A 14,096-nucleotide genomic window follows, 5' to 3' on the forward strand; every position below is an offset into this window, starting at 1 on the left:
AACCGCCAAGGGAGTGCCCGACATGATCAGCACCAGGATAGGCTCACTCAGCCTGCTGGCCGGCGCGATGCTGCTGGCCAGCGCCGGCGCCTTCGCCAATGTGGAGCCGACGGCGCCGCAACCGGCCAAGCCGGCCACCGTGGCCAAAGAACTGCAACAGGCCAAAACCTACACCGTCAGCAGCGCGCCGACCGACGCGCTGAATCTGGCCGCACCAAAACTGCCCGACCTCTCCGGCTTCACCGCCGAAGCCGCTGCGGCGAAGATCGTCCGCAGCAAACCGGGCAAGATCAGCGTGCGCCGGATGATGCAGGAAGACGCGCTGAAGGACTTCATCGGCGGCGACAACAAGATGGCCGAATGGGTGGTGCGTCAGCACGGCATCCCGCAGGCGATCTTCGTCGACGACGGCTACATGAACCTCAAGGATCTGGCGCAGAAACTGCCCAAGCAGTATTTCAGCGAAACCTCGCCGGGCGTGTACCTGTCGAAGCTGCCGATCGTGGTTGGCCGTAAAGGCATCCTCGAAATCGATGGCCAGACCCAAGAATTGCGCCTGTCGCAAGAGGCCGGTTCGTTCCTGGTCAACGACGGTCAGCTGTTCGTGCGTGACACCAAAATCACTGGCTGGCGCGAGAAGGAAAACGGCCCGGCGACCTTCCGTTCGCCGAAGGAATTCCGTCCGTTCCTGCTGGCCTGGGGCGGCACCGAGACCTACATCGTCAACAGCAAGATGGCCAGCTTCGGCTACGCCAACAGTAAGTCGTACGGCGTGAGTATTTCCCAGTACACGCCGAATATGGCCAAGGTGCTCAAGCGTCCTGAACCGACTGGCTGGATCGTCGGCTCCGAGTTCTCTGACATGTGGTACGGCTTCTACTGCTACGAAACCCGCGACTTCGTGGTCAAGGGCAACACCTACAAAGACAACATCGTTTACGGCATCGACCCGCACGACCGTTCCCACGGCCTGATCATTGCCGAGAACACTGTGCACGGCACGAAGAAGAAGCACGGGATCATTATTTCCCGTGAGGTCAACGACAGCTTCATCTTCAACAACAAGAGCTTCGACAACCACCTCTCGGGCCTGGTGATCGACCGTAACAGCGTCAACAACATCATTGCCTACAACGAGATCTACAAGAACCACACCGACGGCATCACCCTCTACGAGTCCGCCGATAATTTGCTGTGGGGCAACAAAGTCATCAGCAACAAACGCCACGGCATCCGTATTCGTAACAGCGTGAACATCCGCCTCTACGAAAACGTCGCCATGGCCAACGGCCTGACCGGCGTTTACGGCCACATCAAGGATCTGAGTGACACCGACCGTGACATCAAGCTCGACCCGTTCGATGCGCAGGTGTCGCTGATCGTCGTCGGCGGTGAGCTGGCGGCCAATGGCAGCGGCCCGCTGTCGATCGATTCGCCTTTGAGTGTCGAGCTGTATCGCGTGTCGATGCTGGCGCCGACCAAATCCAGCGGCATCAGCTTCAACGGCATCCTCGGCGAGCGCCAGGATGAAATTCTCGACCTGCTGGTGCGCCAGCAGAAAGCCGTGCTGATCGACCCTGTCGAACGCCAGACCGAAATGCAGGACTGAGGATAATTTTATGCACCCACACTTGATCAAATTACTCAGCCTGTCGGCCCTGACCGTGGGCATTCTCGCGGCCAGCAACGGCGCCCGCGCCGATGAAGGCGCCGCCGCCACGCCGCCGAAGTTCAGCGCCGAACCGTGCTGCAACCTGTGCCCGGCGGCGCATGACGCGAAAAACTACACCACGCGTTATCAGCAGAACTTCACCACGCTGGTGCAGGCGCAAGGCGACTGGCTGTTCCGCACTCAGGAAGATTTGCGCACCGAGTTCAACACCACCCCGGCCGGCTACAAACGCCTGCAACAGCTGCACGATGCGTTCAAGGCCAAAGGCGTCGAGCTGGTGATCGTTTACCAGCCAACCCGTGGCCTGGTGAACCGCAACAAGCTCAACCCGCAGGAAAAAGCCGCGTTCGATTACGAGAAAGCGCTGGGCAACTACAAGACCATGCTCGGTCGTTTCGCCAAGATGGGTTACGTCGTGCCGGATCTGTCGCCGCTGACCAACGAATCGCTGCCGGACACCCTGCCCGCCCACGACTTCTACTTCCGCGGCGACCAACACTGGACGCCATACGGTGCACAGCGCACGGCGAAAATCGTCGCCGAGAAGGTCAAGCAGATCCCGGCCTTCGCCGACGTGCCCAAGCGTGAATTCGAAACCAAACGCTCCGGGCGCATGGGCAAGACCGGCACCCTGCACAACATGGCCGGGCAACTGTGCGGCACCAGTTACGCGATCCAGTACATGGATCAGTTCACCACCGAGCCGAAAGGCGAGGCCGGTGATGGCGACCTGTTCGGTGATTCCGGCAACCCGCAAATCACCCTCGTCGGTACTTCGCACAGCGGCAAGAACTACAACTTCGCCGGCTTCCTCGAAGAAGCCATCGGCGCCGACATTCTCAACGTCGCGTTCCCCGGCGGTGGTCTGGAAGGTTCGATGCTGCAGTACCTCGGCAGCGACGAATTCCAGAAGACCCCGCCGAAAATCCTCATCTGGGAATTCTCGCCTCTGTACCGCCTCGACCAGGAAACCATCTATCGCCAGATGATGTCCCTGCTCGACAACGGCTGCGAAGGCAAAGACGCACAGATGTCCGCGAGCACCACGCTCAAGCCGGGCGGCAAACAAGAACTGCTGGTCAACAGCAAGAACCTGAACCTGCAAAACAGCAGCCATCAGGTCGACATCCGCTTCGCCGACCCTTCGGTGAAAACCCTGCAAGCCACCCTCTGGTACATGAACGGTCGCCACGAGGACATCAAGATCGAGAAACCGGAAACCTCCGACACCGACGGTCGTTTCGCCTTTGAGTTGCGCACGGACGAAGACTGGGCCACGCAGAACCTGCTGGCGGTCGAAGTTCAGGGCCCGGAAGCGGGCACCGCGCCACAAAAAGTCGAAGCGAAAATCTGCAAACGCAACGTATTCCCGGGCGCTGGGCAACAAACCGCTCAGGTCGGGCAATGAGGTCTGCTATGCGAAATCCGAAACTCAAAAATCTGTTGGCACCGACGCTGCTGAGCCTGGCGATGTTCGCCGGGGCGACTCAGGCCGCCGCGCCACTGCGTCCACCGCAGGGCTATTTCGCGCCTGTGGATAAATTCAAGACCGGCGACAACAGCGAAGGCTGCGACGCCATGCCGACGCCGTACACCGGGCCGCTGCAATTTCGCAGCAAATACGAAGGCTCGGACAAGGCCCGTTCGACGCTGAATGTGCAGTCGGAAAAAGCTTTTCGCGACACCACCAAAGACATCACCACGCTGGAACGCGGCACCGCCAAACGGGTGATGCAGTTCATGCGCGACGGTCGTCCGGAACAGCTCGACTGCACGCTGAACTGGCTGACCGCGTGGGCCAAGGCCGACGCGTTGATGTCGAAAGACTTCAACCACACCGGCAAGTCGATGCGCAAATGGGCGTTGGGCAGCATGGCCTCTTCGTACATTCGCCTGAAGTTCTCCGACTCGCATCCGCTGGCGCAGCATCAGCAGGAAGCGCAGGTGATCGAGGCGTGGTTCAGCAAAATGGCCGATCAGGTGGTCAGCGACTGGGACAACCTGCCGCTGGAAAAAACCAACAATCACTCGTACTGGGCCGCATGGTCGGTGATGGCGACCTCGGTCGCGACCAACCGCCGCGACCTGTTTGACTGGGCGGTGAAGGAATACAAGGTCGGCGCCAATCAAGTCGATGCTGACGGTTACCTGCCGAACGAACTCAAGCGCCAGCAACGCGCCCTCGCCTATCACAACTACGCCCTGCCGCCGCTGGCAATGATCGCCAGTTTCGCTCAGGTCAACGGGGTCGATTTGCGCCAGGAAAACAACGGTGCGCTGAAGCGTCTGGGTGATCGGGTGTTGTCGGGGGTGAAAGATCCGGACGAATTCGAGAAGAAGAACGGCAAAGAGCAGGACATGACCGACTTGAAAGAGGACATGAAATTCGCCTGGCTCGAACCGTTCTGCACGCTCTACACCTGTGCGCCGGATGTCATCGAGAAGAAGCGCGGCATGCAGCCGTTCAAAACCTTCCGCCTCGGCGGCGACCTGACCAAGGTCTACGACCCGTCCCATGAAAAGGGCAACAAAGGTACTTGAAAGGCGAAAAGCGAAAGCCCCTCACCCTAACCCTCTCCCAGAGGGAGAGGGAACTGACCGAGGTGTTTTTGAGAAATCCGCCGACCTGATACATCGAATCGATCTCAGGTGTTGAAAAACAACCGAGATCAGGCTGCACAGAAATACCGAGTCGATCTCCATTTCTGAAAACCATGGAGATCAGGCTCCCTCTCCCACCGGGAGAGGGCGGGGGGTGAGGGGCGCGGTCTGACGGCCAGCTCCGACCTCAAGCAAGCACTGTGTCACCCCTCCACTACCACGGGGGGTTTGGGGGGGCTTTGGCCCTTGACTGTTGGTTCAAACATGGAGAGATCGGGATGGTATTTTCATCCAACGTGTTCCTGTTTCTGTTCTTGCCGATCTTTCTCGGCTTGTACTACTTGAGCGGGCAACGCTATCGCAATTTGCTGCTGCTGATCGCCAGCTACGTGTTCTACGCCTGGTGGCGTGTGGACTTCCTCGCGCTGTTCGCTGCCGTCACATTGTGGAACTACTGGATCGGCCTCAAAGTCGGTGCCGCCGGTGTCAGAACCAAACCGGCGCAGCGCTGGCTGCTGCTCGGTGTCGCAGTCGATTTGTGCATCCTCGGCTACTTCAAGTACGCCAACTTCGGCGTCGACAGCATCAACGCGATGATGACGTCGGTCGGTCTGTCGCCGTTCATCCTCACCCACGTGCTGCTGCCGATCGGTATCTCGTTCTACATCTTCGAATCGATCAGCTACATCATCGACGTGTATCGCGGCGACACCCCGGCCACGCGCAACCTGATCGACTTCGCCGCCTTCGTAGCGATCTTCCCGCACTTGATTGCCGGCCCGGTGTTGCGTTTCCGCGACCTCGCCGACCAGTTCAACAACCGCACGCACACCCTCGATAAATTCTCCGAGGGCTGCACGCGGTTCATGCAGGGTTTCATCAAGAAAGTCTTCATCGCCGACACCCTCGCGGTGGTCGCTGACCATTGCTTCGCCCTGCAAAACCCGACCACCGGCGATGCCTGGCTCGGCGCACTGGCCTACACCGCGCAGCTGTATTTCGACTTCTCCGGTTACAGCGACATGGCGATTGGTCTGGGCTTGATGATGGGTTTCCGCTTCATGGAAAACTTCAAACAGCCGTACATCAGCCAGTCGATTACCGAGTTCTGGCGTCGCTGGCACATTAGCCTGTCGACCTGGCTGCGTGACTACCTGTACATCACCCTCGGCGGTAACCGTAAAGGCACGCTGATGACCTATCGCAACCTGTTCCTGACCATGCTCCTCGGTGGTCTGTGGCACGGCGCGAACATCACCTACATCGTCTGGGGCGCCTGGCACGGCATGTGGCTGGCGATTGAAAAAGCGCTGGGCCTGAACACTTCGCCACGCAGCCTCAACCCGATCCGCTGGGCGCTGACCTTCCTGCTCGTGGTGATGGGCTGGGTGATCTTCCGCGCCGAGAACCTGCATGTCGCCGGCCGTATGTACGGCGCCATGTTCAGCTTCGGTGAATGGTCGTTGTCGGAACTCAATCAGGCCAGCCTCACCGGTCTGCAAGTGGCAACTTTGGTTGTGGCGTACGTGACGCTGGCCTTCTTCGGCCTGCGTGATCTGTACACCAACCAGCCGCCGGCCAAGAGCAAACCTGAAGTCAACGTCGAGGCCAACGGCCCAGCGACGGCGACTCCGGGAATGATCAAGGCAGCCCCTGGCGAAAACCCGGCGAGCATCCATGAGCCTGGCTACACCGTCGGCGTCGAAGCTCAGGTGCAACCGGCCTACTGGAGCGCGGACTGGTCGCGCTACGTGATGCGCGGCCTGATCCTGCTGCTGTTCATCGCCTCGATTCTCAAACTCTCGGCGCAAAGCTTCTCGCCGTTCCTTTACTTCCAGTTCTGAGGGATCTGACATGACCCGCTCATTACGCATCTTCTACATCGCCCTGTTCCTGGTGACCCTGTTGGTCTTGGGTCTGTGGTCGGTTCGCAGCTTCTTCGGCTTCAGCACCAATGCCGATGCGACAGTGCTCAACGGTCGCTGGACCAAGGCTGTGGAAACGCACTACGACGATGAATTCCCGATCAAGCGTCTGGGCACCAACCTCTGGGCCGCGCTGGATTTCAAACTGTTCAACGAAGGTCGTCCGGGCGTGGTGCTCGGTCGCGATCAGTGGTTGTACAGCGATGAAGAATTCAACCCGATCGTCAACGAAGAGCTGAACCTGCAAGGCAACTACGCGCTGGTCGAAGGCGTGCGCCAGACCCTCAAAGAGAAAGGCGTGAAACTGGTGATGGCGATCGTGCCGGCCAAGGTTCGTCTGTACCCGGAGCATCTGGGTGAAGTGAAACCGGCGAGCATCCACGAAAATCTCTATCAGGATTTCCATGCTCGTGTAGCCGCCGACAAGATCCTCGCCCCTGACTTGCTCAAGCCGTTCCAACAGGCCAAGCAAAGCGGTCAGCAAGTGTTCCTGCGCACCGATACGCACTGGACGCCGGAAGGCGCGGAGATCGCGGCGAACACCCTGGCGAAAACCATCGCCGACAAGTTCCCGCTCAGCGGCGAGCCGCAGCGCTTCGTCACCACCCCGGCGGAGAAGGTCACGCACAAGGGCGATCTGCGTCTGTTCCTGCCGCTCGATCCGCTGTTTGAAAACCTGATGCCGGCGCAAGAGCCGCTGCAAAAGCGCAACACCGTCGCGGCTGGTGATCAGCCTGCCGGTGACGACGCGCTGTTCGCCAGCAATGAAGTGCCGGTGGCACTGGTCGGCACCAGCTACAGCGCCAACCCCAACTGGAACTTCGTCGGTGCCCTGAAACAAGCGCTGCACAGCGACGTGGTGAGCTACGCCGAAGACGGCCACGGCCCGATCCTGCCGATGCTCAGCTACCTGAAAAGCGATGACTTCAAGAACAGCCCGCCACAGGTGCTGATCTGGGAGTTTCCTGAACGATATCTGCCTGTGAACAACGAAATCGGCGACGCCGACCCGCAGTGGGTCGCAGAGCTTAAACAAGCCGGCGCGCGCCAACAAAACGTAGCAATCAACACTAAATCCGAGACGCCCGATCGGGCGCAAAACTGAAAGAGAGGTACACCATGACTTTCACTACTACTCCTCGTCGTCTCGCAAAACGCATTGCACTGGTTGCAGGTCTGAGCGTGTTGTCGGTTCAAGCTTTCGCCGGTGGTGACGCCGCACTTTATGGCCCGACTGCACCGAAAGGCTCGACCTTTGTGCGTGTCTATAACGCCAGCAACGCTGAAGTCAGCGCCACCGTTGGCAGCACCAACCTGAGCGACGTTGCACCACTGGCCAGCAGCGACTTCAGCTTCATGCCGGGCGGTGATTACAGCGCCAAAGTCGGCAGCCAGACCCTGCCGGTGAAACTCGCCGGTGACCACTACTACACCCTGGTCAACAACGCTTCCGGCGCGCCGCAACTGATTGAAGAGCCGCCGTTCAAGAACAAGCAGAAATCCCTGGTACGCGTGCAGAACCTCAGCGACAAACCGCTGACCCTGAAGACCGCCGACGGCAAGACCGACGTGGTGCCGAACGTGGCCGCCAAGGGCCGTGGCGAACGTGAAATCAACCCGGTGAAAGTCAGCCTGGCGCTGTACGAAGGTGACAAGAAAGTCGGTGACGTAAAACCGGTTGCCCTGGAGCGCGGTGAAGCGGCGGTGCTGTACGTCACCGGCAGCGGCAGCAGCCTGTCGCCAGTCTGGGTGAAACGCCCGGTATCGACTCGCTAACAAATTTCCCGATGAGACGCTGACCCCTGTAGGAGCTGCGGCACGCTGCGATCTTTTGACTCTGTTTATGAAGATCAAGATCAACAGATCGCAGCCTTCGGCAACTCCTACAAGGGAATGCGGCGGCCTTTCGGTACGAAACAAAAAAAAGAGTGAAACGACACAGCGTTCGTGCCTCTAACCAATCGATTTTATGGAGTAAACAATATGATTCCGGTGATCTTGTCAGGTGGTAGCGGTTCACGTCTTTGGCCGCTTTCGCGTAAGCAGTTCCCTAAGCAATTCCTCGCCCTGACCGGCGAACACACGCTGTTCCAGCAGACCCTCGAGCGCCTGGTGTTCGAAGGCATGGACACCCCTATCGTGGTCTGTAACAAGGATCACCGCTTCATCGTCAACGAGCAGTTGAGCAATCGCAATCTGGAATGCCAGCGCATCCTGATGGAACCGTTCGGCCGCAACACCGCGCCAGCCGTGGCGTTGACCGCGATGATGCTGGTCAATGAAGGTCGCGACGAACTGATGCTGGTGCTGCCGGCTGACCACGTCCTCGAAGACCAGAAAGCCCTGCAACGCGCCCTCGCCCTGGCCACCGTCGCTGCGGAAAACGGCGAAATGGTGTTGTTCGGCGTGCCGGCGACCAAACCGGAAACCGGTTACGGCTACATCAAATCCACTGCAGATTCGCTGCTGCCCGAAGGCGTCAGCCGCGTCTCGCACTTCGTCGAAAAACCTGACGTCAAACGCGCCACCGAGTACGTGCAGTCCGGCGGTTACTACTGGAACAGCGGCATGTTCCTGTTCCGCGCCAGCCGCTTCCTCGAAGAGCTGAAAAAGCACGACCCGGACATCTACGACACCTGCCTGCTGACCCTTGAGCGCAGCGAGCAGGATGCCGACACCGTGACGCTGGACGAAGCCACCTTCGCCTGCTGCCCGGACAACTCCATCGACTACTCCGTGATGGAAAAAACCCAGCGCGCCTGCGTGGTGCCGCTGACCGCTGGCTGGAGCGATGTCGGTTGCTGGTCGTCCCTGTGGGAAGTCAACGAGAAAGACGCCAACGGCAACGTTACCAAAGGCGACGTGGTCATCCAGGACAGCAAGAACTGCATGATCCACGGCAACGGCAAACTGGTGTCGGTGATCGGTCTGGAAAACATCGTCGTGGTCGAAACCAAAGACGCCATGATGATCGCCCACAAAGACAAGGTTCAGGGCGTCAAGCAAATGGTCAACACGCTCAACGAGCAGGGCCGCAGCGAAACCCAGAACCATTGCGAGGTTTATCGTCCGTGGGGTTCGTATGACTCGGTGGACATGGGCGGGCGTTTCCAGGTCAAGCACATTTCGGTGAAACCGGGTGCATGCCTGTCGCTGCAGATGCACCACCACCGCGCCGAACACTGGATCGTGGTCAGCGGCACCGCCGAAGTGACCTGCGATGAAAACGTGTTCCTGCTCTGCGAAAACCAGTCGACCTACATCCCGATCGCCTCGGTGCATCGCCTGCGCAACCCGGGCAAGATCCCGCTGGAAATCATCGAAGTCCAGTCGGGCTCGTACTTGGGCGAAGACGACATCGAACGCTTCGAAGACATTTACGGCCGCTCCACCCCGATCGAACGCGGCGTGTCGGTGAAAACCATCGCGCAGTAACTGATCGGCAAAACAAGAAGCCCTCGTCCAGCCCGTTGCGTTCCCTATCCGCAGCGGGTTGGGCGGGGGCTTTTTTTTAGAAGCGAAAGATCGCAGCCTGCGGCAGCTCCTACAGGGCAAACGCGTTCCAACTGTAGGAGCTGCCGCAGGCTGCGATCTTTTGACTTTGCCCTTCCCATCGCCAACCTCACCTACGCTTAGGTAGGATGACCCTCTCTCTCCTAGAGGTCGTACACATGTTCATCGGCATTTTGCTGGTCATCACCTGGCTGATCCTGTTGCTGCGCTATCCGGCCAAAGCCTTGCCGGTGTCAGTGGCAGCCGCTATCGGCCTCGGTCTGGTAGCGATGTGGGTGGTGTGGCTGGACAACCGCGAGATCAAGCAACTCGCGCGCCTCGAGTTGCGCATCAGCTACGCGCCGGAGCAATGCCCGGCCGATCGTCCGCTGCAACTGAAGATGAACAACGGCAACAGTGTGCCGCTGACCGAACTGCGCTGGCGCATTGCAGCCTACGCGCCGGGTGACACGGTCAACCTGGCCGACAACCAATACACCGCACCGCGCTACCGTGGCCCCGGCGAATTGCAGGCCGGTTCGACATGGGAAGACTGTTTGCCATTGCCGCCACTGCGTCCCGGTTATCGCCCGCAAACTCTGGAGTTCCGCGCCGAGCATTTGCAGGGTAGTTTCTCCGACTGATCCCCCTTCCCAACTTTTTTGCACAAGGAATGCGCCATGCCCGTTGCGTTGATTACCGGTTGTTCCAGCGGCATCGGCCGCGCGCTCGCCGATGCGTTTAAAACCGCGGGCTACGAAGTCTGGGCCAGTGCGCGCAAGGCTGACGATGTCGCTGCATTGAATGCGGCCGGTTTTACCGCCGTGCAACTGGATGTCAACGACGGCGCGGCGCTGGCGCAACTCGGCGAGCGAATCAGTCAGGAGCATGGCGGCCTCGACGTGCTGATCAACAACGCCGGTTATGGCGCGATGGGGCCGTTGCTCGACGGCGGTGTGCCGGCGATGCAGCGGCAGTTCGAAACCAATGTGTTTTCCATAGTCGGCGTTACCCGCGCGTTGTTTCCGGTGCTGCGGCGGGGCAAGGGACTGGTGGTGAATATCGGCAGCGTGTCAGGGGTTTTGGTCACGCCGTTTGCCGGTGCTTACTGCGCCTCGAAAGCGGCGGTGCACGCATTGACCGATGCCTTGCGCATGGAGTTGGCACCGTTCGGCATTCGTGTGATGGAAGTGCAGCCGGGGGCGATTCAGTCGAGCTTCGCCAAGAATGCCGGGCATGAGGCCGAGCAATTGATCAATGACCAATCGCCGTGGTTTCCGTTGCGTGAAGGCATTCGCGCGCGGGCCAAGGCTTCACAGGATAAGCCGACGCCGGCTGCTGAGTTTGCCGCTGATTTGCTCAAGGCTGTGCAGCAGAGCAACCCGCCGCGCTTGATCCGCATTGGTAACGGCAGCCGGGCGTTGCCGCTGTTGGCGGCGTTGTTGCCGAAGGGGTTGCTGGAGTCGGTGTTGATGAGGCGGTTCGGGTTGCAGAGGCAGCTCTGAGACCGGGTTGACGCCTTCGCGAGCAAGCCCGCTCCCACAGGAGAATGCATTCCAAATGTGGGAGCGGGCTTGCTCGCGGAGAGGCCAGACACTACACAGAAAATCCTCAGCCCCAACCCTTCATGAAATCAATAAACGCCCGCACCTTCAGCGGCAAATGCCGGGTGTCCGGGTACAGCGCGTACACCCCTTGCTGGGCAAAACGATAATCCGCCAACAACCGTTGTAACCGTCCCGCTTCCAAATCTTCCTGAATCAACCATTGCGGCAAAATCGCCACGCCCTGCTCGGTCAACGCAAAGGCCCTGAGCGTCGCCGAGTTGTCCGCAACAATCGCAGTGGTTCCCGGTTTCGGCTGGTAGAAATGTTCAGCACCGTGCGGATCAGTCACCGTCATCTCCGGCACCCGCCCGTGCCCCAACGTCGGCATCGACTCCAGCGCCGCCAGCGTATCAACCGGCGCAAAGCGCTCGACCAATCCCGGCGCTGCCACCGCAAACACCTCGAATGTCGACAACTGCACCGCTCGCAGATTGGAGTCGTGCATGCGCCCCAAACGGATCGCCATATCAAACCGTTCAGAGATCAGATCGGCATGCGTCGAAGACGTCGACAGGTGAATATTCAACTGCGGTTGCTGTTGACGAAACACCTCCAGCGCCGGCACCACTTGCGCCAGCGCGAACTCCACCGTCGTGGTAATCCGCAACGTGCCCTTGAGCTGTGAATGCTCCGAGCGCGCTTCCTCAATGGCCAGTCGCGCTTCATCCAGCGTGCGCAAACAGCGTCGATAAAAACGCTCGCCGGCGTCGGTCAGCGCCAGTTGCCGGGTGTTGCGCGTGAGCAAGGTCACGCCCAATTCCTCTTCCAGCCGCTTGAGATTGAAGCTCACCACCGCGCGAGTCTGGCCCAATGTGTCAGCGGCTGCGGTCAACGAACCGGCCTCGACCACGGCTTTGAAGGTGTCGAATCGATCCAGACTGACCATGGCCACGGTGCTCCTTGTCAAAATAATTTTGACAAACTAGCAGCCAAACCAGCGTTTTCCTATCACCAGAAGCGCCCTACCCTGCACGTCTCATCACAGGGAAGCTGCCATGGCTTATCGCTCGAAAGTCGCGCTGGTGTATTTGTTGGGCTTCGCCCTCGACTTGCTGAACATGTTTGTCGCCAGCATTGCCTACCCCGACATCGCCCAACAATTGCACGCCTCGGTGACGCAACTGGCGTGGATCACCAACGCCTACATGCTCGGGCTGACGCTGATCATTCCGCTGAGCGTGTGGCTGGCGGCACGGATCGGCGAACGACGGCTGATTCTCGCCTCGCTGCTGTTGTTCGGGATTGGCTCGGCGCTGGTGGCGCAAGCGGCATCGATCGAAAGCTTGATTGGCTGGCGCCTGCTGCAAGGGCTCGGTGGCGGGTTGTTGCTGCCGGTCGGTCAGGCGTTGGCGTATCGACAGTTTCCGCCATCGCAGCGCGCGCATTTCACCGGCGTGGTGTTGCTGGTGGCGCTGATGGTGCCGGCACTGTCGCCGGCGGCGGGCGGATTGATTGTTCAGGCGTTGTCGTGGCGGTGGATTTTCTACCTCAATTTGCCGGTGGCGCTGCTCGCTATTGGCCTTGGACTGTTCTGGCTGAAAGCCGATCAGCCTTCGAGTGAACGCCCGACGCTGGATGCGCGCGGCTTGCTATTGGCGGCGACTGCGCTGAGTTTGTTGTTGATCGCCGTCAGCATGGTGAGCGAAACAGACACCCGCATCCTCGGTCTCTTTGTCTTCGTGCTCAGCGTCCTGACCCTGTGCATTTATCTGCGTGACGGCTGGCGTAAACCCAACGCCATTCTCGACCTGCAACTGATCAAGAATCCGTCGCTGCGCCTGGCGATGCTGATCTACCTGTGCGTGCCCGGTGTCTTCACCGGCACCCACATGATCGCCGTGTTGTACCTGCACATCCTTGGCTTAGGCGCGGCGCAAACCGGCGCGTTGATGCTGCCGTGGGCGCTGGGTTCGGGCGTGGCGATCATGTTCGGTAAACGCTGTTTCAATCGCCTCGGGCCCAAGCCGCTGTTGAGCGCTGGCATGCTCCTGCAATGCCTCGGTATCGTCTTGCTGATGCGCATCGAACAACCCGCCAGCACGCCGCTGATCATCGCCTACGGTCTGATGGGCCTGGGCGGCAGCCTGTGCAGCGTCACTGCGCAGACCTTGGCATTCGTCGGCATCGTGCCAGAAAAAATGGGCCACTCCAGTGCGCTGTGGAATATCAATCGTCAGCTCGGTTTTTGCCTCGGCGCGGCGTTGCTCAGCTCCTTGTTGGGGGCTTTGGGTGGTGAGGGTTTTCGCTACTGCTTCCTCGCTGCCGTGTTGCTGACGATGCTGCCGATGGTCAGTGTTTTGCGGTTCGATTCGACGGCAGTGCTCGCGCTGACTTCACAATTACCCAAGGAAAAATCTACATGACCGACTACAGCGAATACTTTGAAGAAGTGATTCAGGCACATGAGGCCATTGAACGATGGTTTGCCGTGGAGGGAGACGACGCTGAACTGGAGCGACTGCTAGCGCGGTTTTCGCCTGAATTCTCTATGGTTTCGCCGTTGGGCCGGGTGTTGGATTTCGAGGCGTTGAGCGGGTTGTTTCGGATGGCTGGAGGTAAGAAGCGCGGGTTCAAAATCGAGCTCAGCGAGCTGTGCGGGATTGCATTACACGAGCGCGGTGCGACGGTGAGTTACCGCGAGCAGCAGACGGATGCGAGCGGATTGCATACGGATCGGCGTTCGACTGTGGTGTTTGAAAAACTTGAGTGCGGGCGAGTGATTTGGCGGCATTTGCAGGAGACGTTTTGCGCTGAGTAATGACTTGGCACTCTCCTGGGATACCGAGCTGCCCTCTTCGC

Annotated in this window: 12 protein-coding genes; 11 read left to right on the top strand and 1 reads right to left on the bottom strand. The window is 59.6% G+C overall.

The window, feature by feature from the left end; all coding sequences use genetic code 11:
- Positions 1-22 precede the first annotated feature (22 nt).
- From algG to KFS80_RS03920, 9 genes are all read left to right on the top strand, one after another.
- Complete coding sequence (gene algG, locus KFS80_RS03880; protein WP_053117956.1) at positions 23-1,609, top strand: mannuronan 5-epimerase AlgG; 1,587 nt, start codon at positions 23-25, stop codon at positions 1,607-1,609.
- 10 nt (positions 1,610-1,619) lie between these two features.
- The gene (locus KFS80_RS03885) at positions 1,620-3,080 is read left to right on the top strand and encodes an alginate O-acetyltransferase (protein WP_053117297.1); all 1,461 of its coding nucleotides are present in this window, start codon (positions 1,620-1,622) and stop codon (positions 3,078-3,080) included.
- A gap of 8 nt (positions 3,081-3,088) precedes the next feature.
- Entirely contained in the window at positions 3,089-4,213 is a 1,125-nt protein-coding gene (locus tag KFS80_RS03890; RefSeq protein ID WP_212544023.1) for a mannuronate-specific alginate lyase, read from the top strand.
- Positions 4,214-4,551: 338 nt separating this feature from the next.
- On the top strand, positions 4,552-6,117 hold the full coding sequence (locus KFS80_RS03895; protein ID WP_212544024.1) for an MBOAT family O-acyltransferase: 1,566 nt from the start codon (positions 4,552-4,554) through the stop codon (positions 6,115-6,117).
- A gap of 10 nt (positions 6,118-6,127) precedes the next feature.
- Positions 6,128-7,303, top strand: a complete 1,176-nt coding sequence (locus KFS80_RS03900) for an alginate O-acetyltransferase (protein WP_016985189.1) — start codon at positions 6,128-6,130, stop codon at positions 7,301-7,303.
- 14 nt (positions 7,304-7,317) lie between these two features.
- On the top strand, positions 7,318-7,974 hold the full coding sequence (locus KFS80_RS03905) for an alginate O-acetyltransferase AlgF (protein WP_003221835.1): 657 nt from the start codon (positions 7,318-7,320) through the stop codon (positions 7,972-7,974).
- Positions 7,975-8,181: 207 nt separating this feature from the next.
- Positions 8,182-9,633, top strand: coding sequence for a mannose-1-phosphate guanylyltransferase/mannose-6-phosphate isomerase (locus tag KFS80_RS03910; RefSeq protein WP_159812211.1), 1,452 nt, complete (start codon positions 8,182-8,184; stop codon positions 9,631-9,633).
- 236 nt (positions 9,634-9,869) lie between these two features.
- Positions 9,870-10,334, top strand: coding sequence for a hypothetical protein (locus tag KFS80_RS03915; protein ID WP_053117285.1), 465 nt, complete (start codon positions 9,870-9,872; stop codon positions 10,332-10,334).
- A gap of 36 nt (positions 10,335-10,370) precedes the next feature.
- Positions 10,371-11,195 carry an SDR family oxidoreductase gene (locus tag KFS80_RS03920; protein ID WP_212544025.1) on the top strand — a complete coding sequence of 275 codons (825 nt, stop codon included), beginning with the start codon at positions 10,371-10,373 and terminating at the stop codon, positions 11,193-11,195.
- A 106-nt stretch (positions 11,196-11,301) separates the two neighbouring features.
- On the opposite strand, the gene KFS80_RS03925 is transcribed toward KFS80_RS03920, so the two are convergent.
- Complete coding sequence (locus KFS80_RS03925; RefSeq protein ID WP_212544026.1) at positions 11,302-12,183, bottom strand: LysR family transcriptional regulator; 882 nt, start codon at positions 12,181-12,183, stop codon at positions 11,302-11,304.
- A 109-nt stretch (positions 12,184-12,292) separates the two neighbouring features.
- Here KFS80_RS03925 and KFS80_RS03930 point away from each other — a divergent pair, with 109 nt between their 5' ends.
- Both KFS80_RS03930 and KFS80_RS03935 read left to right on the top strand, forming a co-directional pair.
- Positions 12,293-13,660 (top strand): MFS transporter, encoded by a 1,368-nt coding sequence (locus tag KFS80_RS03930; RefSeq protein ID WP_212544027.1) that lies wholly within the window; start codon positions 12,293-12,295, stop codon positions 13,658-13,660.
- Entirely contained in the window at positions 13,657-14,055 is a 399-nt protein-coding gene (locus KFS80_RS03935; RefSeq protein ID WP_212544028.1) for a DUF4440 domain-containing protein, read from the top strand. Before KFS80_RS03930 ends, KFS80_RS03935 begins: the two co-directional genes overlap by 4 nt.
- Positions 14,056-14,096 lie beyond the last annotated feature (41 nt).

This window comes from Pseudomonas rustica (assembly GCF_018336155.1).
In the GTDB taxonomy this organism is placed as follows: Bacteria; Pseudomonadota; Gammaproteobacteria; order Pseudomonadales; family Pseudomonadaceae; genus Aquipseudomonas; species Aquipseudomonas rustica.